15 protein-coding genes and 1 tRNA gene are annotated in these 19,305 nt (G+C 60.1%); 2 read left to right on the top strand and 14 right to left on the bottom strand.

Features of this window, described 5'->3' with window-relative positions; genetic code table 11:
• Positions 1 to 5: 5 nt before the first annotated feature.
• The 9 genes from ACEN2T_RS28965 to leuC all read right to left on the bottom strand — a co-directional run bounded on the left by ACEN2T_RS28965 (position 6) and on the right by leuC (position 11,040).
• The gene (locus ACEN2T_RS28965) at positions 6 to 626 is read right to left on the bottom strand and encodes a phosphoribosylanthranilate isomerase (protein ID WP_442117933.1); all 621 of its coding nucleotides are present in this window, start codon (positions 624 to 626) and stop codon (positions 6 to 8) included.
• Between the two features lie 63 nt (positions 627 to 689).
• Positions 690 to 1,514 carry a tRNA pseudouridine(38-40) synthase TruA gene (truA, locus tag ACEN2T_RS28960; protein WP_339484104.1) on the bottom strand — a complete coding sequence of 275 codons (825 nt, stop codon included), beginning with the start codon at positions 1,512 to 1,514 and terminating at the stop codon, positions 690 to 692.
• Positions 1,515 to 1,744: 230 nt separating this feature from the next.
• Positions 1,745 to 4,339: a FimV/HubP family polar landmark protein gene (locus ACEN2T_RS28955; RefSeq protein WP_442117932.1), complete on the bottom strand. Its 2,595-nt coding sequence runs from the start codon at positions 4,337 to 4,339 to the stop codon at positions 1,745 to 1,747.
• Positions 4,340 to 4,501: 162 nt separating this feature from the next.
• Entirely contained in the window at positions 4,502 to 5,512 is a 1,011-nt protein-coding gene (locus ACEN2T_RS28950; RefSeq protein ID WP_122680518.1) for an aspartate-semialdehyde dehydrogenase, read from the bottom strand.
• Positions 5,513 to 5,760: 248 nt separating this feature from the next.
• On the bottom strand, positions 5,761 to 6,873 hold the full coding sequence (gene asd / locus ACEN2T_RS28945) for an aspartate-semialdehyde dehydrogenase (protein ID WP_032888280.1): 1,113 nt from the start codon (positions 6,871 to 6,873) through the stop codon (positions 5,761 to 5,763).
• A gap of 64 nt (positions 6,874 to 6,937) precedes the next feature.
• A complete protein-coding gene (gene leuB, locus ACEN2T_RS28940) occupies positions 6,938 to 8,020 on the bottom strand; it encodes a 3-isopropylmalate dehydrogenase (RefSeq protein ID WP_017530190.1) in 1,083 nt (360 codons plus the stop codon).
• A 52-nt stretch (positions 8,021 to 8,072) separates the two neighbouring features.
• The gene (locus tag ACEN2T_RS28935; RefSeq protein ID WP_442117931.1) at positions 8,073 to 8,837 is read right to left on the bottom strand and encodes a class I SAM-dependent methyltransferase; all 765 of its coding nucleotides are present in this window, start codon (positions 8,835 to 8,837) and stop codon (positions 8,073 to 8,075) included.
• A 129-nt stretch (positions 8,838 to 8,966) separates the two neighbouring features.
• Entirely contained in the window at positions 8,967 to 9,611 is a 645-nt protein-coding gene (gene leuD / locus ACEN2T_RS28930) for a 3-isopropylmalate dehydratase small subunit (RefSeq protein ID WP_095185553.1), read from the bottom strand.
• 10 nt (positions 9,612 to 9,621) lie between these two features.
• Positions 9,622 to 11,040 (bottom strand): 3-isopropylmalate dehydratase large subunit, encoded by a 1,419-nt coding sequence (leuC, locus tag ACEN2T_RS28925; protein ID WP_053128838.1) that lies wholly within the window; start codon positions 11,038 to 11,040, stop codon positions 9,622 to 9,624.
• A 139-nt stretch (positions 11,041 to 11,179) separates the two neighbouring features.
• Here leuC and ACEN2T_RS28920 point away from each other — a divergent pair, with 139 nt between their 5' ends.
• Complete coding sequence (locus ACEN2T_RS28920) at positions 11,180 to 12,070, top strand: LysR family transcriptional regulator (protein WP_122680516.1); 891 nt, start codon at positions 11,180 to 11,182, stop codon at positions 12,068 to 12,070.
• A 66-nt stretch (positions 12,071 to 12,136) separates the two neighbouring features.
• Entirely contained in the window at positions 12,137 to 15,415 is a 3,279-nt protein-coding gene (locus ACEN2T_RS28915; protein ID WP_032888294.1) for an EAL domain-containing protein, read from the top strand.
• Positions 15,416 to 16,164: 749 nt separating this feature from the next.
• Here the strand turns inward: ACEN2T_RS28915 and ACEN2T_RS28910 are convergent.
• From ACEN2T_RS28910 to ACEN2T_RS28890, 5 genes are all read right to left on the bottom strand, one after another.
• Positions 16,165 to 17,124: a tRNA dihydrouridine synthase gene (locus ACEN2T_RS28910; protein ID WP_032888297.1), complete on the bottom strand. Its 960-nt coding sequence runs from the start codon at positions 17,122 to 17,124 to the stop codon at positions 16,165 to 16,167.
• Positions 17,125 to 17,179: 55 nt separating this feature from the next.
• Complete coding sequence (locus ACEN2T_RS28905; RefSeq protein WP_032888298.1) at positions 17,180 to 17,614, bottom strand: acyl-CoA thioesterase; 435 nt, start codon at positions 17,612 to 17,614, stop codon at positions 17,180 to 17,182.
• Between the two features lie 41 nt (positions 17,615 to 17,655).
• A complete protein-coding gene (locus ACEN2T_RS28900) occupies positions 17,656 to 18,489 on the bottom strand; it encodes an alpha/beta hydrolase (RefSeq protein WP_032888301.1) in 834 nt (277 codons plus the stop codon).
• Positions 18,490 to 18,505: 16 nt separating this feature from the next.
• Positions 18,506 to 19,045 carry a TetR/AcrR family transcriptional regulator gene (locus ACEN2T_RS28895; protein ID WP_032888304.1) on the bottom strand — a complete coding sequence of 180 codons (540 nt, stop codon included), beginning with the start codon at positions 19,043 to 19,045 and terminating at the stop codon, positions 18,506 to 18,508.
• A 183-nt stretch (positions 19,046 to 19,228) separates the two neighbouring features.
• Positions 19,229 to 19,304, bottom strand: a tRNA-Glu gene (locus ACEN2T_RS28890).
• Position 19,305: the final 1 nt, after the last annotated feature.

Below are 19,305 nucleotides of genomic sequence, written 5' to 3'. Positions count from 1 at the left end.
AGCCGTCACATCCCGCGCACAGCCTGCATAAATGCGCGAATCTTGTCGTGATCCTTGAGACCCTTGCCCTGCTCCACGCCACCGCTGACATCCACGGCGTAAGGGCGAACCTGCTCAATGGCTGCCGCAACGTTCGCGGGATTGAGCCCACCTGCCAGGATGATCGGCTTGCTTAAACCCTCAGGAATCAGCGACCAATCGAACGCTTCGCCGGTGCCACCGGGCACGCCTTCGACATACGTATCCAGCAAAATCCCGCGGGCGCCACCGTAGGCGGCACACGCGCTGGCGATATCGTCCCCAGACTTCACGCGCAGCGCCTTGATATACGGACGCTGATAGCTTTCACATTCGTCCGGGGTTTCGTCGCCATGAAACTGCAACACGTCCAGTTGCACGGCATCCAGGGTTTCATTGAGTTCACAACGACTGGCATTGACGAACAAACCCACGGTAGTCACGAACGGTGGCAATGCGGCAATAATCGCCCGCGCCTGCAACACATTCACCGCCCGCGGGCTCCTGGCATAAAACACGAAACCAATGGCGTCTGCCCCCGCCTCGACTGCCGCCAGCGCATCTTCTATGCGGGTAATCCCGCAAATCTTGCTGCGAACGACGGGCATATCGTAGAAACCTCAGGGTTGGACCGAGAAAGTCCCGGATGGTAACAAAAGCTTTTCCGGGCGTCAGCCGCCAAGTTCGCTGAATCCGGTAAGGAAGTGCGGCCCGATAAATCGCTGGGGCAGTTCGAACTCGTCGCGGTACTCCACATCCACCAGATATAGGCCAAATGGATGCGCAGTTACCCCGCCGGTACGGCGAACCCTGCTCTCCAGCACTTCCCTGGCCCATTCGACCGGGCGTTCGCCGGTACCGATGGTCATCAGCACGCCGGCGATATTGCGCACCATATGGTGCAGAAACGCGCCAGCGCGTATATCCAGCACGATCATCTTGCCGTGGCGGGTCACACGCAGGTGGTGGACTTCCTTGATCGGCGACTTGGCCTGGCACTGGCCGGCACGGAAGGCGCTGAAATCATGCACACCCACCAGATGCTGCGCGGCCTCGGCCATGCGCTCGGCATCCAGCGGACGGTGGTTCCAGGTGATTTCTTCGTTAAGGTGCGCCGGGCGGATCTGGTCGTTGTAGATCACGTAGCGGTAACGCCGCGCAATCGCCTTGAAGCGCGCATGAAAATGCGCTGGCATGATTTTGGCCCAGCTGACGCTGACGTCGTGGGGCAAATTGATGTTGGCGCCCATCACCCAAGCCTTCATCGTGCGCTCGGCCTGAGTATCGAAGTGGACCACTTGGCCACAGGCGTGCACACCGGCGTCGGTACGTCCGGCGCACATCAGCGAAACGGGCGAATCGGCGACCTTGGACAGGGCCTTTTCCAGGGTTTCCTGTACCGTCAGCACGCCAGAGGCCTGGCGCTGCCAGCCGCGATAGCGCGAACCTTTGTATTCCACGCCCAGGGCGATGCGGTAAAAGCCTGCGGCCGCCATTTCGGCGGCCGCGTTATCTATATTTGCCAAGAACTGAGAGCCTGATGAGTTGCGCAAAGGCGGCCATTATAAATGCGGCAGCCGTGTGACGGGCGCTTTTGTTAGGGATTGACGCAGACCACATGTGAAAAGGGGCTTGCTCCCGATAGCGCGGTGCTAATCAGCACATGTAAGGCTGATCCACTGCTATCGGGAGCAAGCCCCCTCCCACATCAGAGCGGTATCGACCTTCAGATTTTGCCGAGCATTTCCTTGGCTTCGCCGCGCTGGGACTCGTCGCCCTCGGTCAGTACTTCGGACAGGATGTCCCGAGCGCCGTCCGCATCGCCCATGTCGATATAGGCCTGGGCCAAGTCCAGCTTGGTAGCGACCTCGTCGGTACCAGACAGGAAGTCGAACTCCGGCTCATCACCGCCCAAGGCTGCGTCTTCAGCAGTGAAAGATGGCTCGATGGATGGATGCTCAAGGCTCTGGGACAGGCGATCCAGCTCGGCGTTGACATCGTCCAGCTCCGATGCAAACGCGTCAGGCTTGACGACTGCGTCCGGCTCATCGGCAAGGGACAGATCAAAATCTTCCGGCAGGTCGAAGTCATCCACGGCCGCAGGCGTCAGCGTAGGCGGCTCAACGGCAGGCACGTCGTTCATCTGATCTTCAAGGCCGGACAGGAAGTCATCATCGGACTGAGCTGACGTCGGCGCATCCAACTGCAGGTCCAAATCAAAGTCAGACAGGTCGTCCGAGGCCGGCTTAGTGGCGGTTTGCTCTCGCAGCAGCGACTCGAATGTCTGCTGATCGTCCTTGATCTCGGCCGGTGAAGCAGCCTCCAGATCATCCAGGCTCAAATCAAAATCGGTGTCAAAAGCCTCTGGCTTGGGGGCTGCCGGTTTGTCTTCGAGCAAGTCCTTGACGTACTGAGCATCCAGGGCAGCGGCAGCAACCGCCGCACTGACGCCTGCCGCCAACACCGCCATCGCCGGAAAGCGCGACTTCAGTTGCTCGACCTGGGCGTGGTTTTCACCATTGGCTACCAGTTGACGCTCCTGGGTCACGAAACCGTCTTTGTCACTTTGCAGGCCGTAGACCTCCATTAACTTCAAACGTAGGTCACTGCGCTTGGGCTCGTGCTTGATGGCTTGTTCGAGCACATCAGCGGCCTGGTTCAGATGACCACGGTCGATATGGGACTGGGCTTGCACCAGTGCGTCGTTGGCGTTTTGCGGCGCAACGGCAACGGCCAGCGGCGCGAGCACGGAGGCGACCGTCGGCACTACCACTGCAGGCTCAACCACTGGAGCGGGCGCCGGAGCGGCGGACAGCTTGACGTTCGGCGGCGGGACTTCAAGCCCCTCGAAACTATCCGAAGGAAGGTCGTGTTCGATATCAGAGGTAAATTGCGGCTCTTCGGCCAATGCACGCGCCATCCGCAGGTGTTTTTCCTCTTCGCGACGGGCATTGCGATGGCGCAGCCACAGCAGCAGGAGCAACAACACCACCAGGCCCGCCGCACCACCGATCACAGAGAGGACAACCGGGTTGGTCAGCAGGTCATTGAACTTGCCTTCGGGAGCGTCAGCTGCGGCAACCGGTGTAGCCGCTTCCGGTGCGGGAGCAGCTACCGGAACGGCCGGCGTTGGTGCTGGTGTTGCCGCCTGTTCGGCGGGGGTTGCCGGAGTGGCTGTCGGTTCGCTGGCCAACTGCGCGGGCATCGCCGCTGCAGCCGTTGCAGTCGTTGCAGCCGTTGCCTGCGTCGCCGGGTCGCCTTTTTCCGCCTGCAAACGGGCCAACTGATCATTCTTCAATTGAATCAGTTTTTGCAGTTTATCCAGCTGGCTTTGCAGGTCAGCTGCACGGCTCTTGAGTTCGTCGTTATCGCGGCGAGTGGTATCCAGCTGTTCCTGGGTCATCGCCAGCTTGTCGCTCAGACCCTGGCTGTCGCCCGCCTTGCCCTTGCCGCCCTTCTTGGCCGCCTCGGCCGAAACCAGGCTCAAGTTGTCCTGGGCATTGGTGGTCGACGGCGCACTGCCCGCCTGGGTACGCTTGGTGGCGTCCAGTTGTTGCTTGCCGGCGGCCTGGTTGGCTGCCGTGCGACGCCCCTGGCGCCAGGCATCATTCTGCGCGCGAACTTCGGCAATCGCCTGGGGTTGCGGCAGTGCGGTGCTTTGGACAGTGTCCGGCAGGCGCAGCACCTGGCCGGTTTTCAGGCGGTTGATATTGCCGTCGATAAAGGCGCCAGGGTTAAGCGCCTGAATCGCAAGCATGGTCTGCTGCACCGAACCGCCATTGCGGTGTTTCTCGGCGATTTCCCATAGGGTGTCGCGGGAGGTGGTGGTGTGCTGGGCCGGTTTGCTTGCGGCAGGCGCGGCGCTGGCAGGTGTGCCCAAGCGTGGGGCTGGCGCCACAGCGGCCGGTGTCGACCGGTCGAACTTGGACGGATCAAGCAATACGCTGTAGTCGCGCATCAAACGACCATTGGGCCATTGCACTTGCAGCAGAAAGCGAACGTAAGAGTCAGGCAGCGGCTTGCTGGAGGTGACACGCACCACGCTGCGACCGTTGGGGTTGATCACTGGGGTAAATGTCAGGTCATTGAGGAATGCCTGGCGATCGACGCCGGCATCCACAAACGCCTGCGAGGACGCCAGGCTAGGAGTGATCTCGGACGCGGTGAGGCCGCCGACATCGAGCAATTCGATTTCCACCGACAGCGGCTGGTTCAACTTCGACTTGAGGGTCATTTCCCCCAGCTGCAGCGCCTGCGCCATACCGGAGGACAGCGCCGAGGCGGCCGCTATTGCTAACACCAGTTTGCGAACTTGAACCATAGCCTCATCCTTTGTTTGAACACTCCCCGGACTGCGAGAAGGTTGGTAACCGCTTGCCATAAGGCATGGCGAGCCGATAGGTTACCGACACGCTTCTGTTGCACTTCGGGCCAAGCATAGCGCCTGGCTAGAATCAATCTACAAATTGCGGCCAAGTATCTTTTACGCAAGGCCTTTTATCAACAACTGCGCCAGTTGCACGGCGTTAAGTGCAGCGCCTTTGCGTACGTTATCTGACGTCAGCCACAGATTTAGTTCCGCCGGGTCATCCACACCGGCGCGAACCCTGCCGACATAGACCACGTCCTGGCCTACCGCATCACCAACGGCTGTTGGGTAATCCCCCTCCTCCACGAGTTCTATACCCGGCGCAGCGTCGAGCGCACGGTTGACCGCAGCAAGGTCGACCGGCGCAGCCAATTGCAACGACACCGTCAGGCTATCGCCAAAAAACACCGGAGCTTGAACGCAGGTCGCAGAAATCTTTAGTGACGGTAATTCAAGCACAGCACGCAGTTCGTGTACGAGACGCTTCTCAAGGGCTGTATGACCTTGGGCATCTGGCGTGCCGACTTGTGCCAACAGGTTGAAGGCCATTTGCCGGTCGAAGAATTTCGGCTCCAGCGGGCGTACGTTTAGCAGCTCGGCGGTCTGACGGGCCAGTTCGCTGACGGCTTCACGTCCTTGAGCAGACACCGCCAGGTTAGCCGTGACGCTGACGCGCTGGATATCCAGCAGCCCACGCAACGGCGCCAGCAATACCGCCAGGTTGGTCGCGGACGGGCTCGGGCTGCCGAGCTGGAACGGCTTTTTCAAGCCCTTCAGGACGTGGGCATTGGCCTCCGGCACGACCTGTGGCGCCTGTTCGGCGGGCAATGCACCGGACAGGTCGATCACCGAACAACCCGCCGCCGTGGCACGTGGGGCGAAGCTCAGGGTGACGGCTGGACCGGCGGCAAAGAACGCCAGTTGCACCTTGCTGAAATCGAATTCATCAACTTCCTTGACCCGCACGTTCTTGCCGCGAAACGGTACCGACGCACCGGCGGAATTATTGCCGGCCAGCAAGTACAGGGTGCCGACCGGGAATGCCAACTCTTCGAGAATCTGCACCAGGGCTTCGCCAACAGTGCCGGTGGCGCCGATCACGGCAATTTCAAAGGTCTGGGTCATGGGGGCTGCCTCGGGCATTGCGGGGGGAGCGGCACTTTACCGGGTGGCTGGAGGTGAGGCAATTAACCTGGGGGTGGGGCCATGGCTGACGGCGCTATCGGGGCAAGCCACCGCCCACGATGAACAGCATTTCAACGTTGGAATTCGGTCGAATGTGGGAGGCGGCTTGCCCACGAAAGGCCCCAAAAGAACAATAAAAAACCCGCGCCTGTCACCAGAACGCGGGTTTCTATTATTGCTTCAAGCGATCAACGCTCCAGCAAAATCCGCAGCATGCGGCGCAACGGCTCAGCCGCGCCCCACAGCAGTTGGTCGCCGACGGTAAACGCGCCGAGGAACTGGCTGCCCATGTTCAGCTTGCGCAGACGGCCCACCGGTACATTCAGGGTACCAGTGACCTTGGTCGGGCTCAGCTCCTGCATGCTGATGTCGCGGTTGTTCGGCACCAGCTTGACCCACGGGTTGTGCTGGCTGATCAACCCTTCGATATCGGCGATTGGCACGTCTTTGTTCAGCTTGATGGTCAGCGCCTGGCTGTGGCAGCGCATGGCGCCGATGCGCACGCAGATACCGTCAACCGGGATCGGGCTCTTGAAACGGCCGAGAATCTTGTTGGTCTCGGCCTGGGCCTTCCACTCTTCGCGGCTCTGGCCGTTCGGCAGCTCTTTGTCGATCCATGGGATCAAGCTACCGGCCAATGGCACGCCGAAGTTCTCGGTCGGGTAAGCATCGCTGCGCATGGCTTCGGCCACACGACGGTCAATGTCTAGGATTGCGCTGGCCGGGTCGGCCAGTTGATCGGCGACGGCCGCGTGGGTGGCGCCCATCTGCTTGATCAGCTCACGCATGTTCTGCGCGCCGGCACCGGAGGCCGCCTGATAGGTCATGGCGCTCATCCACTCGACCAGACCCGCTTCGAACAGGCCACCCAGGCCCATCAGCATCAGGCTGACGGTGCAGTTGCCACCGACGTAGTTCTTGGTGCCGGCATCCAGTTGCTGGTCGATGACCTTGCGGTTGACCGGGTCAAGGATGATCACGGCATCGTCCTGCATACGCAGGCTCGACGCGGCGTCGATCCAGTAACCCTGCCAGCCCGCTTCGCGCAGTTTCGGGAAGACTTCGCTGGTGTAGTCGCCACCCTGGCAGGTCACGATCACGTCGAGTGTCTTCAACTCGTCAATGCTGTAGGCATCCTTGAGCGGGGCAATATCCTTGCCCACGGACGGCCCTTGGCCACCCACGTTCGAGGTGGTGAAAAACACCGGCTCAATAAGATCGAAATCCTGCTCTTCCAGCATCCGCTGCATGAGCACGGAACCGACCATACCGCGCCAACCGATCAGACCTACACGTTTCATCGCAACTACACCTTGTTAAAAAGTGGGCCGTCTTGCAGCAACAACTGCAAGCGGGCCCGAGAGATTACAGATTCCGCAGCGCGGCGACTACTGCGTCGCCCATTTCTTGCGTACCGACTTTGGTGCAACCCTGCGACCAGATGTCACCGGTGCGCAAACCCTGATCCAGCACCAGGCTTACGGCCTTCTCGATCGCGTCCGCCGCATCGCTCAGGTTGAAGCTGTAACGCAGCATCATCGAGACCGACAAAATGGTCGCCAGCGGGTTGGCAATGCCCTGGCCCGCAATGTCCGGCGCCGAACCGTGGCAAGGCTCGTACATACCCTTGTTGTTGGTGTCCAGCGACGCCGAAGGCAGCATGCCGATAGAGCCGGTGAGCATCGACGCCTGGTCGGACAGGATGTCGCCGAACAGGTTGTCGGTGACGATCACGTCGAATTGCTTCGGCGCGCGCACCAGTTGCATGGCGGCGTTATCCACGTACATGTGGCTCAGTTCGACATCCGGGTAGTCCTTGGCCACTTCCTCGACGATTTCGCGCCACAGTTGGCTGGAGGCCAGTACGTTGGCCTTATCCACCGAGCAGACTTTCTTGCCGCGCACGCGGGCCATGTCGAAACCGACACGGGCGATACGGCGGATTTCGCTCTCGCTATACGGCAGGGTGTCGTAGGCCTGGCGCTCGCCATTTTCCAGTTCGCGCACGCCGCGTGGCGAGCCGAAGTAGATGCCGCCGGTCAACTCACGCACGATCAGAATATCGAGACCAGCCACCACTTCCGGCTTCAGGCTCGACGCGTCGGCCAGTTGCGGGTAGAGGATCGCCGGGCGCAGATTGCCGAACAGGCCCAGTTGCGCGCGGATCTTCAGCAGGCCGCGCTCAGGGCGGATGTCACGTTCGATTTTGTCCCACTTCGGACCACCCACGGCGCCGAGCAGCACAGCATCGGCAGCACGGGCGCGGTCCAGGGTTTCATCGGCCAGTGGCACGCCGTGTTTGTCGATGGCGGCGCCGCCGATCACGTCGTGGCTCAGCTCGAACCCCAGGCTGTACTTGCTGTTGGCGAGTTCCAGTACTTTGACCGCTTCGGCCATGATTTCCGGACCAATACCGTCGCCAGGGAGAATCAGAATCTGCTTGCTCATGGGTTCCTCATTTCATCGAGCGACCTGCCCGTGGGCAGGTCGGGAAAATTAATCAGCGTTCGGCCCATACCACGAGCACATCGGTGCTGAAGGTGCCATCGGCTTGAATCTCGTAGTAATCGCGCACTTCCTGGCCCATCGCCTGCTGCAACTCCAGGATCGCGGCGCGCAGCACTTGCGGTGTACGCATACGTTCGACCCACGAGGTGTATTCCAGGCGCAGGCGCTGGCGGCTGCTGTTGCGTACATGCAAACCGGCTTCGCTGAGCTGACGCATCCACTCGGCGGCGGAGTAATCGCGCACGTGACTGGTGTCTCGCAGCACCTCGACGGTCTGCAGGTAAGTGTCCAACAGCGGACTACCCGGTAACAACACGTCAACAAAGGCCGCCACGCCGCCCGGCTTGAGCACGCGGCGCACTTCACGCAGGGCCAGGCCAAGGTCGCTCCAGTGGTGGGCCGAGTAGCGGCTGAACACGAAGTCGAACTCGCCATCGGCGAACGGCAGGCGCTCGGCGGCGCCATTTACGGTGCTGATATTGGTGAAGCCGCGATCTTGCGCAGCGGCAGCCACCACATCAAGCATCTGCTGGGACAGGTCATAGGCCACCACTTCCTTGACCAGCGGCGCCACATTGAAGCTCACATGACCGGCACCGCAACCGAGATCCAGCAGTCGCGCACTGCCCTGCCCGGCCAGTTCTGCCTGCAGCAGCGCGAATTCTGTGCCCTGGGCGTGCACGGCACTGCTCAGGTAGGCAGACGCCTGTTCGCCGAATTGTTTTTGCACGACTTGGGTGTGGGCGGTGTTGGTCATGGTGGCATCCTTCAAGGGTTGCGTTGCTAGTACCGGCCCTATCGGGGGCAAGCCCCCTCCCACAGGGGAACGCATTCCAAATGTGGGAGGGGGCTTGCCCCCGATGAGGCCGGTCCTGCCTATATCAATTTAGGCGTCGCGAAACAGCCAAGGCTGGCTCGCTCGGTGCTTGGCTTCAAACGCCGCAATCGCATCACCGTCCTGCAAGGTCAGGCCGATATCGTCCAGGCCGTTGATCAGGCAGTGTTTACGGAAGGCGTCCACCTCAAAGTGGTAAATCTTGCCATCCGGACGGGTCACGGTTTGCGCAGCGAGGTCGACGGTCAACTGGTAGCCAACGTCGGCTTCCACTTGCTTGAACAGCTCGTCGACTTCTTCGTCAGTCAAGATGATCGGCAACAGGCCGTTCTTGAAGCTGTTGTTGAAGAAGATGTCGGCATAGCTCGGCGCGATGATGCTGCGAAAGCCATATTCTTCCAGGGCCCACGGCGCGTGCTCGCGGCTGGAACCGCACCCGAAGTTTTCCCGGGCCAGCAACACGCTGGCGCCTTGGTAGCGTTCGGCGTTAAGCACGAAGTCCTTGTTCAGCGGGCGCTTGGAGTTGTCCTGGTAGGCGTAGCCCACGTCCAGGTAGCGCCACTCGTCGAACAGGTTAGGACCGAAACCGGTGCGCTTGATCGACTTCAAAAACTGCTTGGGGATGATCTGGTCGGTGTCCACGTTGGCACGGTCCAACGGCGCGACAAGACCTGTGTGTTGGGTAAAAGCTCTCATCGGGTATTCCTCAGATCAATTCGCGAACGTCGATGAAACGACCGTTGACGGCAGCGGCGGCGGCCATGGCCGGGCTCACCAGGTGGGTACGGCCACCGGCGCCCTGACGCCCTTCGAAGTTACGGTTGGAGGTCGACGCGCAATGCTCGCCCGACTCCAGGCGGTCCGGGTTCATCGCCAGGCACATTGAGCAGCCCGGCTCACGCCATTCAAAACCGGCTTCGAGGAAGATCTTGTCCAGGCCTTCGGCTTCAGCCTGGGCTTTAACCAAGCCTGAGCCCGGAACCACAATGGCCTGCTTGATGGTCGAGGCGACTTTGCGTCCCTTGGCGATCACCGCCGCAGCGCGCAGGTCTTCGATCCGCGAGTTGGTGCAGGAACCTATAAACACGCGATCCAACTGGATGTCAGTGATTGCCTGGTTGGCCTTCAAGCCCATGTACTTCAAGGCGCGCTCGATGGAACCGCGCTTGACCAGGTCGGCCTCCTGAGCCGGGTCCGGCACGTTCTGGTCGACGGCCAGGACCATTTCCGGCGAAGTACCCCAGCTGACTTGCGGCTTGATCTGGGCAGCGTCGAGTTCGACCACGGTATCGAACACCGCATCAGCGTCGGAGACCAAGTCTTTCCAGGCTTCGACGGCGGCATCCCAATCGGCACCAGCCGGTGCGAAAGGACGACCCTTGACGTATTCGACGGTCTTTTCATCCGCCGCCACCATGCCCACGCGGGCACCGGCTTCGATGGACATGTTGCAGATGGTCATGCGGCCTTCGATGGAGAGGTCGCGAATGGCGCTGCCGGCGAATTCGATGGCATGGCCGTTACCGCCAGCGGTGCCGATCTTGCCGATCACAGCGAGGACGATGTCCTTGGCGGTGACGCCAAACGGCAACTTGCCTTCGACGCGCACCAGCATGTTCTTCATTTTCTTGGCAACCAGGCACTGGGTGGCGAACACGTGCTCGACCTCCGAGGTGCCGATACCGTGAGCCAGAGCGCCGAAGGCACCGTGGGTCGACGTGTGGGAGTCACCGCAAACCACGGTCATGCCTGGCAAGGTGGCGCCCTGCTCCGGGCCGATCACATGGACGATGCCTTGACGCACATCATTCATCTTGAATTCGGTGATGCCATATTCATCGCAGTAATCATCGAGGGTCTGCACCTGCAACCGCGACACAGTGTCGACGATGGCGTCGATGCCGCCCTTGCGCTCCGGGGTGGTCGGTACGTTGTGGTCCGGGGTGGCGATGATCGAGTCGACGCGCCAAGGCTTGCGCCCGGCCAGTCGCAGGCCTTCGAACGCTTGTGGCGAGGTCACTTCATGGATGATGTGACGGTCGATATAGATCAGCGACGACCCATCATCGCGCCGTTTCACTTCATGGGAATCCCAAAGCTTGTCGTAAAGCGTTTTGCCGGCCATCAGTCGGTCCTCATCAGCGGTGTTTCATTCGCCGGGCTTTTCAATAACCCTTTGGCTTGTGAGGCTGATGGTATGGCGCTACATTAAATAACTCAAATTCATATTTTTTATGCTTTGGATTACCAACTGGAATACCACAATGGACTTGGCCAACCTCAATGCCTTTATCGCCATCGCCGAGATCGGCAGCTTCTCCGGCGCTGGAGAACGCCTGCACTTGACCCAACCGGCCATCAGCAAACGTATCGCCGGCCTGGAACAGCAATTGAAGGTGCGACTGTTTGATCGCCTGGGCCGTGAAGTCGGCCTGACCGAGGCCGGACGCGCCTTGCTGCCGCGCGCTTACCAGATTCTCAATGTGCTGGACGACACCCGCCGCGCCCTCACCAACCTTACCGGCGAGGTCAGCGGGCGGCTCACATTAGCCACCAGCCACCATATAGGCCTGCATCGCCTGCCGCCTATCCTGCGAACCTTTACACGGGAATACCCAAACGTAGCGCTGGATATTCAATTTCTCGATTCTGAAGTGGCCTATGAAGAAATCCTCCATGGCCGCGCTGAAGTGGCAGTTATCACCCTGGCGCCCGAGCCCCACAACCTGGTGCGCGCCACGCCAGTGTGGGACGACCCGCTGGACTTTGTGGTGGCGCCGGAGCATAGCCTGATCAGTAACGGCTCCATCAGCCTGGCTGATATTGCCGGCCATCCGGCGGTTTTCCCTGGCGGCAACACGTTTACCCACCATATTGTCAGCCGGTTGTTCGAGGCCCAAGGCCTTACCCCGAACATCGCGATGAGTACTAACTACTTGGAAACTATCAAAATGATGGTGTCTATCGGCCTGGCTTGGAGCGTGTTGCCGCGCACCATGCTCGATGATCAGGTGGCAAGTATCGCTTTGCCAGGCATACAACTCAGTCGCCAGCTAGGCTATATCGTGCACACCGAAAGGACGCTGTCGAATGCTGCGCGGGCTTTCATGAGCCTATTGGACGCACAGATGGATTTGCCAGGGATACCGGCATGACACTGTGCGGCCTCGGGTTCTGAGTAAAACCGTGCTGTTTGCCCATCGAATCAAGGCCCTTTGATAATGCGCAACCCCGTCGACCCCGTGCCACCCCTACCCCGCATTTACGCGCTGGACCCTCAACAGGCGGAACAAAGCTGGGAGAGCGCGCCACAACTGCTGGCAGCCCTTAACGCTGCGCGGCTGGGCGCATGGTGCTGGGAAATAGACACCGGCCGCATAAGTTGGTCACGGGGCACCCAGGCGTTGTTTGGTTTTGATCCGCGCCAACCGCTGCCCCAGGACTTGGACTACCTTGACTTGCTGGCCCAGTCGGATCGCGCCCGAGTGGTACGGGCTTTTCACGCCGTACTGGCCGGCGAGCCGCTTGAGCAGGCCATGCATCACCGCATCCAATGGCCTGACGGCAGCTTTCACTGGCTGGAAATCAACGGCAGCCTGCAGCCGGACAAAACCGGTCGGCGCCGCATGATCGGGGTGATCCGCGAGGTTACCCACCAGCGTGAACGTGAAAACGCCCTCGGGCACTCCGAAAAACGCTTCGCCACGCTGTTTCACCTGTGCCCGAACATGGTACTGCTGACGCGCCGGGCCGACGGCCTGATCAGCGAAGCCAACCAGTATTTCGAGATGCTCTTCGGCTGGCCCTTGGGCGATGCCATCGGCCGCACGACCCTGGAACTGGGCCTGTGGCGCCACCCGGAGCAACGCGCACAATTGGTCAAGGCCACGCAGCGCAAGGGCGAGCCCATTACCATGGAGGTGCAGTTTTGCGCCAGCAACGGCCAAGTCCACAATGGCACGCTCAGCGCGCAAAAAGTCGAGTTGGAGGGTGAGGCCTATCTGATCAGCACCTTCCTCGACACCACCGAACGCAAAAATGCAGAGCAGGCGCTCAAGGACAGTCAGGAGCGCCTCGACCTGGCGCTGGACTCGGCACAACTGGGTACTTGGGACTGGCACATTCCCAGCGGCATGCTCTATGGCTCCGCGCGCGCAGCCCAATTGCACGGTCTGCCGTCCGAACCGTTCCACGAATCCTTCGACGCCTTTTTCGAAGGCATGCCCAACGAGGAACGGGACAACATGCGCAACGCCTACCGCACCCTGCGCGAAGGCCCTGCCGGAAACTACCAACTGACCTACCGCGTGGCCATGGAAGATGGCAGCTCGCGCTACCTGGAAAGCCGTGCTCGCCTGTACCGCGACGAGCGAGGTTTACCCCTGCGCATGGCCGGCACGCTGCTCGATATCACAGACCAAGTGGAGCGCGAACAACGCCTGAGCGCCTCCGAAGAAAAATTCGCCAGCCTGTTCCAGGCCAGCCCCGACCCGATCTGCGTCACAGGCCTGGAGAGTGGCGCCTTTATCGAGATCAATCCGGCCTTTACCCAAACCTTTGGCTGGAGCGCTGCCGAGGTAATCGACAAGAGCGCTGACCAGATCGGCCTATGGGATGATTCCAGCCAGCGCCTGGAGCGTATCGAGCGGGTCATTCGCGAGCAGTCGTTGAGCAACGTGGCCGTGGTGGTGCATCACAAGAATGGCCACAGCCTGACCTGCATGATTTCCAGCCGCCTGATCAAGGTCGGAGATCAAGCGTGCATCGTTACGACGTTGCGCGATATCACCCAACAACAGCGCTCCGAGGCCGCGCTGAAGGCCAGCGAGGAGAAATTCGCCAAGGCCTTCCATTCCAGCCCTGACGCGATTTCCATCACCGAGCGCGACACCGGCCGCTATGTGGAGGTCAACGATGGCTTCTGCCGCCTGACCGGCTTGCGAGCTGAAGAAGCTATTGGCCTGACTTTTTATCAGATCGGCATCTGGGCCGATGAGAACCAACGCTCGGCGCTGTTGGCCGAGTTGCAGATCAAGGGCCGCATTCACCATCTGGAAATGCTCTGGCACAACAAACGCGGTGAAGTGCTGGCAGTAGAAGTCTCGGTCGAGCCCATCACCCTGAATGAAACCCCGTGCCTGCTGCTGACCGCGCGGGACGTGAGCCTGCTGAAAAACGCCCAGGCGCAGATCCGCCATCTGGCCTACCACGACCCGCTGACCAACCTGCCCAACCGTGCGCTGTTGATGGACCGCCTGAGCCAGCAGATCGCCCTGCTCAAGCGCCATAACCTACGCGGCGCGCTGCTGTTCCTCGATCTTGACCACTTCAAGCACATCAATGACTCCTTGGGCCATCCGGTCGGCGACACCGTGCTGAAAATCGTCACCGCGCGGCTGGAAGCCAGCGTGCGCATGGAAGACACCGTGGCGCGCCTGGGTGGCGATGAATTCGTGGTACTGCTCAGCGGCCTGGATGGCTCGCGCCAGGAAGTCAGCAACCAGGTGCAGGAACTGGCCGACACCCTGCGTGAATTGCTTTCGGAGCCGATGTTCCTGGACGGGCACAGATTGCAGGTCACGCCGAGCATTGGCGTGGCGTTGATTCCCGATCACGGCTCCACACCGGCCGACCTGCTCAAGCGCGCCGACATTGCCCTTTACCGCGCCAAGGACTCAGGACGCAACACCACGCAGATGTTTCACAACAGCATGCAAAAAGCCGCCAGCGAACGCCTGCGCATGGAAACCGACCTGCGCCTGGCCCTGGCGCGCGGCGAATTCAGCGTTCATTACCAACCCCAGGTGGATGCGCGCGGTAACAAGATCGTAGGTGCGGAGGCACTGGTGCGTTGGCAGCACCCACAATTGGGTGCGCAGTCACCGTCGGAATTTATCAAGGTGCTGGAAGACAGCGGCCTGATCCTTGAAGTGGGCACCTGGATCCTTGATGAGGCCTGCGCCGCCTTTGGGCAACTGATCAAAGAAGGCTTGGTGGACCCGCTGAATTTCAGTCTATGCGTGAATATCAGCCCCCGGCAGTTTCGCCAGAACGATTTCGTGGAACGGGTGGAGCACAGCCTTAAGCAGCATTCCTTGCCCTGCAGCCTTCTGAAACTTGAAATCACCGAAGGTATCGTGATCCAGAACCTGGATGACACCGTCAACAAGATGCGCCGCCTGAAGAAGCTCGGCGTGAGCTTTGCGATGGATGACTTTGGCACCGGTTACTCTTCACTGACATACCTCAAGCGCCTGCCGGTGGACGCACTGAAGATCGATCAGTCGTTTGTGCGAGACGCGACCCATGATCCAAACGACGCGGAAATCATCAGGGCGATCGTGGCGATGGCTCGCAGTTTGAATCTGGAGGTGATTGCCGAGGGTGTGGAGACCCCCGAGCAACTGGCATTCCTGCAAGCGTTGGGGTGCCATCTGTATCAAGGGTTCATTTACAGCAGGCCGCTACCGCTGAAAGAGTTCAGGCAATTGCTGATATAACTATTAAATAGTCGACTGCTACTTTCATGACGAACAGCGACAGTCGATTATTTTTCAGGCCAACGCCAATACATTAATCAATTGCTAAAATATTACGCTTTAAAAAACGACTTCAATCCGCTCATGGCCCCACCCACCTTTTCAAACATCGAAGCAGCAAGTGAACCACCGATACTAACCGCACCGGAAATCGCCAACCCGACCGGACCTAATAACGGCGCTGCCAGACTTATCAACGGACTAAGTGCTTTTACCACTCCCCCCAACACCTTACCAATCCCACTGAAAACACTGCCGACTTTGTCAAAGACTTTTCCGAAAAAGCTGCCAATCTTGGAAAAAAAACTCTGCTTCTTCGGGGCTGGCTTACAAGGCCTGCAAAGCTTTGGCGGGGCTGGCTTGCAGGGTACACAGTATGTTGGCGGGGGCGGGTTATAACACCCAAACCGGATGCCGCAACCAGGGCCTGAGGCACGGATGGGCAACGTCGCACTGGAACCGCAGTTAGGGGAGTAAACGGAATTAACGCCATAGGTACGGCTCACAACTGGATCACGCATAAGAATTTTAGTCCTATATTTATCCGAGTTAAGACGGCAGATAGCAGCAATACAGAAGACCAGTATTTTTTACGCACTAACTACCTGACGCCCAACCCTTACGTGGCCATCCCCCCAAAAAAGTTCCTTGATCAATGCCAACCGCTCACGTTGAATTTGTCATACAGCCCGAATGACTTACATCAACATTTAAAGCACGTCAGGATGACTCATACCCAATAGACAACTTACCTGCCGCACATCCGTCTCGCGACGAAGGGCGGTAAACAGTTCCACCGCCTGCGGGTAATTACGCGTTAACATCGCCAACCATTGTTTCAATCGGCCAGGCGCCTGTTTTTCAGTCAGTTGCGCTACCGACTGGGTCCAGAACTCGCGGAGCATGGGCTGCATCTCTGCCCACGTCATTTCGACCACTTCCTCGCCTGCGCGTGCTGCTGCAATCTGCCGCGCCAGGTCAGGGCGCGCCACCAGGCCACGGCCAAGCATGATGTCCTCTACGCCGCTGATCTCCCGACAGCGGCGCCAGTCTTCGACGCTCCAGATATCGCCATTAGCGAACACCGGCACCTTGACCACGTCCTGGACCCGCGGGATCCACTCCCAATGAGCCGGCGGCTTGTAACCATCGGCCTTGGTACGCGCATGCACCACGATATGCGCCGCACCGCCTTCGGCCAGGGCCGTGGCGCACACCAGCGCGCCATCCGGGCTATCGAAGCCCAGGCGCATCTTGGCAGTCACCGGGATATGGGCAGGCACCGCACGCCGCACGTGTTCAACGATCTGGTTGAGCAACTCCGGTTCCTTGAGCAGCACGGCACCGCCTCGGGACTTGTTGACGGTCTTGGCCGGGCAGCCAAAGTTCAGATCGATCACTTGCGAACCCAGCTCACAGGCCAGTGCGGCATTCTCCGCAAGGCACACGGGGTCGGAACCGAGCAATTGCACGCGCAAGGGCACGCCCGCAGCGGTGTGGGCACCGTGCAGCAGCTCTGGAGCAAGTTTGTGGAAGTACGCCGGGGTCAGCAGGCGGTCGTTGACGCGGATAAACTCGGTCACGCACCAGTCAATACCGCCCACACGGGTCAACACGTCCCGCAGGATGTTGTCGACCAACCCTTCCATGGGCGCCAAAGCAATTTGCATGGAAAACACTCAACAAAAATCGTGGCGCAGTTTACTGGGTTTCCTACGGCAACCGTTAACCCCCTGTCAGGGCGGGGCCATAGCCATCGAGAAACTCGCTCGGCATGCGCTTGGGCTTGCCCGTGGACAATTCGATGCAGACGAAGGTGGTTTGCGCGCGCAGAAGGGTTGCACCGTCACGCGGGCGGACCAGTTGAAAACGGCGGGTCATCTTCAGACGCTGGTCCCAATCGACGATCCAGGTGGCCAGTTGCAGCTCGTCACCTTCGTAGCCTGCCGCTAGGTAATCGATCTCATGGCGCACCACCGCCATGGCGCGGTCCAGACGGCGATACTCGGTCAGGTCCAGCCCCAAACGCTGGGAATGACGCCAGGCACAGCGCTCCAGCCAGGACACGTACACCGCATTATTTGCGTGCCCCAGGCCGTCGATATCCTCAGGGGCGACCTGCAGGTCAATGATAAACGGCGTTGCCAAATCCCAGCCCATGCCTTGCTCCCAGTCGATTAATGGCGGCGGGAGGCAGTGTATCAGGCGCTTTGCCGCGCCTGTAGACGGCAACCCGCCAACAGCGCCAGCACGCCATCGATCACCCGCGGATCGGCCAGTACTTTCTGGTGGCCGCCTTGTTCAAGGCGCAGCAGGCGGCTGTCGAACCAGGCTTCGTGAATGGCTTGGGAGGCGTTGACGGGGACAAAGGTATCGTCTTCAGCGTGCACGATCAGCCCGGGAATATTCATTTGATAGTGGGCCACATCCAAATGCTTGAGTGGCATTCCGAATGTTTGCTCCACCTCCTGAATAAACACCGAACGCGCCTTCGCTGGCAAACCGACCATTTGGGTAAAACCACGCAGTACATCCAGGAAACGCGACGGTGCAGCGATACTGACCAACGCCTGGGTACGCAACCCCAACTGCACCGCCAACATCGCACTGGCGCCCCCCATGGAATGGCCGACCACTGCATGCAGGGGCGGCAACTCGGCCGCCGCCTCCAGCATGGCGCGAGCAAACAGCAGCACATGAGCCTCACGCCCCGGTGAGCGGCCATGGGCAGGCCCGTCCAGAGCAATCACGGAGTAGCCATTGTCGACTAAGGCGGTGATCAGACTGGCAAACTGGGTTGGCCGGCCTTCCCAGCCGTGCATCAACAAAACTGCCGGACCCTGCCCCCAGCGCAGGGCCGACAAGCCAAAGCGCAAGGTGATGCGCTCCGATTGCGCCAGCAGCGGTAACTCCCAGTCACGGGGCGGCAGGTCGCGGGGCGTCATGAAGGCTCGACGCATCTTGTTGGCCACCGTGTGCGGCGCCAGGTACCCCAGCGTGCCGTTGAAACGACGAATCCAGGTTAACGCGCCCATTTCGCGAGCCCTCTTCCTATCGCACAGCCGACTTGGCAGCGCGCAACACTCGGTCCGACAGCTCACCCGGCCCCAAGGCGCGGGCCAAGGCCAGGCCACCGATCATTAATGCCATATCGGCTAAGGCCTTGTCGGTGTCTTCAGGGCTTGCGGCAAGCTGAGCAGCCATCAACTCGACATGTTCGCTCAGCGCGTCGCGAAAGGCGTCCGGCAGGCGAGCCATCTCCCCTACAGTCGCTGGAATCGGGCAGGCCTGAGCGGTGGAGTCGCGATGCTTGCGCGAGAGGTAAAACGCCGCAACCAACCCCCTGCGCTCTTCTCCGGTCAACTGCGCGTCCATATCGTCAATGGAGGCGCGACGCCGTGCCAGCAGTTGCGTAAAGGCCTCCAGCATCAACGCATCCTTGCTTTCAAAGTGCGCGTAGAAGCCGCCGACGGTCAGCCCCGCCGCGCCCATGACTTCACCGACACTCGGCTCGGCCGGGCCGCGCTGGATCAACGCGGCGCTGGCGGCCTGCAGAATGCGTTCGCGGGTTTGCGCTTTTTTATCGTTCATCAAAGCCTCCGACTCTCATGGGTTGAATATTATTACCATAATAATATTTAGCAAGCGACAGTCATGACCACTGGTCAGAACAGGAAGAAAGGAGATGATGAGAGAAGTGGTCAAACGCCAGACAAACAAAAGGGCCATTCAATAATTGAATGACCCTTAAAAATCCCGCAGAGCGGGTAATCGTGGCGTCCCCTAGGGGACTCGAACCCCTGTTACCGCCGTGAAAGGGCGGTGTCCTAGGCCACTAGACGAAGGGGACA

Origin of the sequence: Pseudomonas sp. W22_MBD1_FP4 (genome assembly GCF_052113765.1) — a bacterium.
Classification (GTDB): domain Bacteria; phylum Pseudomonadota; class Gammaproteobacteria; order Pseudomonadales; family Pseudomonadaceae; genus Aquipseudomonas; species Aquipseudomonas sivasensis.
This window is presented reverse-complemented; position numbering and strand designations above follow the sequence as displayed.

Bases quoted from the DNA above. Each gene is read 5' to 3' on its own strand.
- ACEN2T_RS28965 (WP_442117933.1), bottom strand. From the start codon at position 626: ATGCCCGTCGTTCGCAGCAAGATTTGCGGGATTACCCGCATAGAAGAT.
- truA (WP_339484104.1), bottom strand. From the start codon at position 1,514: ATGGCGGCCGCAGGCTTTTACCGCATCGCCCTGGGCGTGGAATACAAA.
- ACEN2T_RS28955 (WP_442117932.1), bottom strand. From the start codon at position 4,339: ATGGTTCAAGTTCGCAAACTGGTGTTAGCAATAGCGGCCGCCTCGGCG.
- ACEN2T_RS28950 (WP_122680518.1), bottom strand. From the start codon at position 5,512: ATGACCCAGACCTTTGAAATTGCCGTGATCGGCGCCACCGGCACTGTT.
- asd (WP_032888280.1), bottom strand. From the start codon at position 6,873: ATGAAACGTGTAGGTCTGATCGGTTGGCGCGGTATGGTCGGTTCCGTG.
- leuB (WP_017530190.1), bottom strand. From the start codon at position 8,020: ATGAGCAAGCAGATTCTGATTCTCCCTGGCGACGGTATTGGTCCGGAA.
- ACEN2T_RS28935 (WP_442117931.1), bottom strand. From the start codon at position 8,837: ATGACCAACACCGCCCACACCCAAGTCGTGCAAAAACAATTCGGCGAA.
- leuD (WP_095185553.1), bottom strand. From the start codon at position 9,611: ATGAGAGCTTTTACCCAACACACAGGTCTTGTCGCGCCGTTGGACCGT.
- leuC (WP_053128838.1), bottom strand. From the start codon at position 11,040: ATGGCCGGCAAAACGCTTTACGACAAGCTTTGGGATTCCCATGAAGTG.
- ACEN2T_RS28920 (WP_122680516.1), top strand. From the start codon at position 11,180: ATGGACTTGGCCAACCTCAATGCCTTTATCGCCATCGCCGAGATCGGC.
- ACEN2T_RS28915 (WP_032888294.1), top strand. From the start codon at position 12,137: ATGCGCAACCCCGTCGACCCCGTGCCACCCCTACCCCGCATTTACGCG.
- ACEN2T_RS28910 (WP_032888297.1), bottom strand. From the start codon at position 17,124: ATGCAAATTGCTTTGGCGCCCATGGAAGGGTTGGTCGACAACATCCTG.
- ACEN2T_RS28905 (WP_032888298.1), bottom strand. From the start codon at position 17,614: ATGGGCTGGGATTTGGCAACGCCGTTTATCATTGACCTGCAGGTCGCC.
- ACEN2T_RS28900 (WP_032888301.1), bottom strand. From the start codon at position 18,489: ATGGGCGCGTTAACCTGGATTCGTCGTTTCAACGGCACGCTGGGGTAC.
- ACEN2T_RS28895 (WP_032888304.1), bottom strand. From the start codon at position 19,045: ATGAACGATAAAAAAGCGCAAACCCGCGAACGCATTCTGCAGGCCGCC.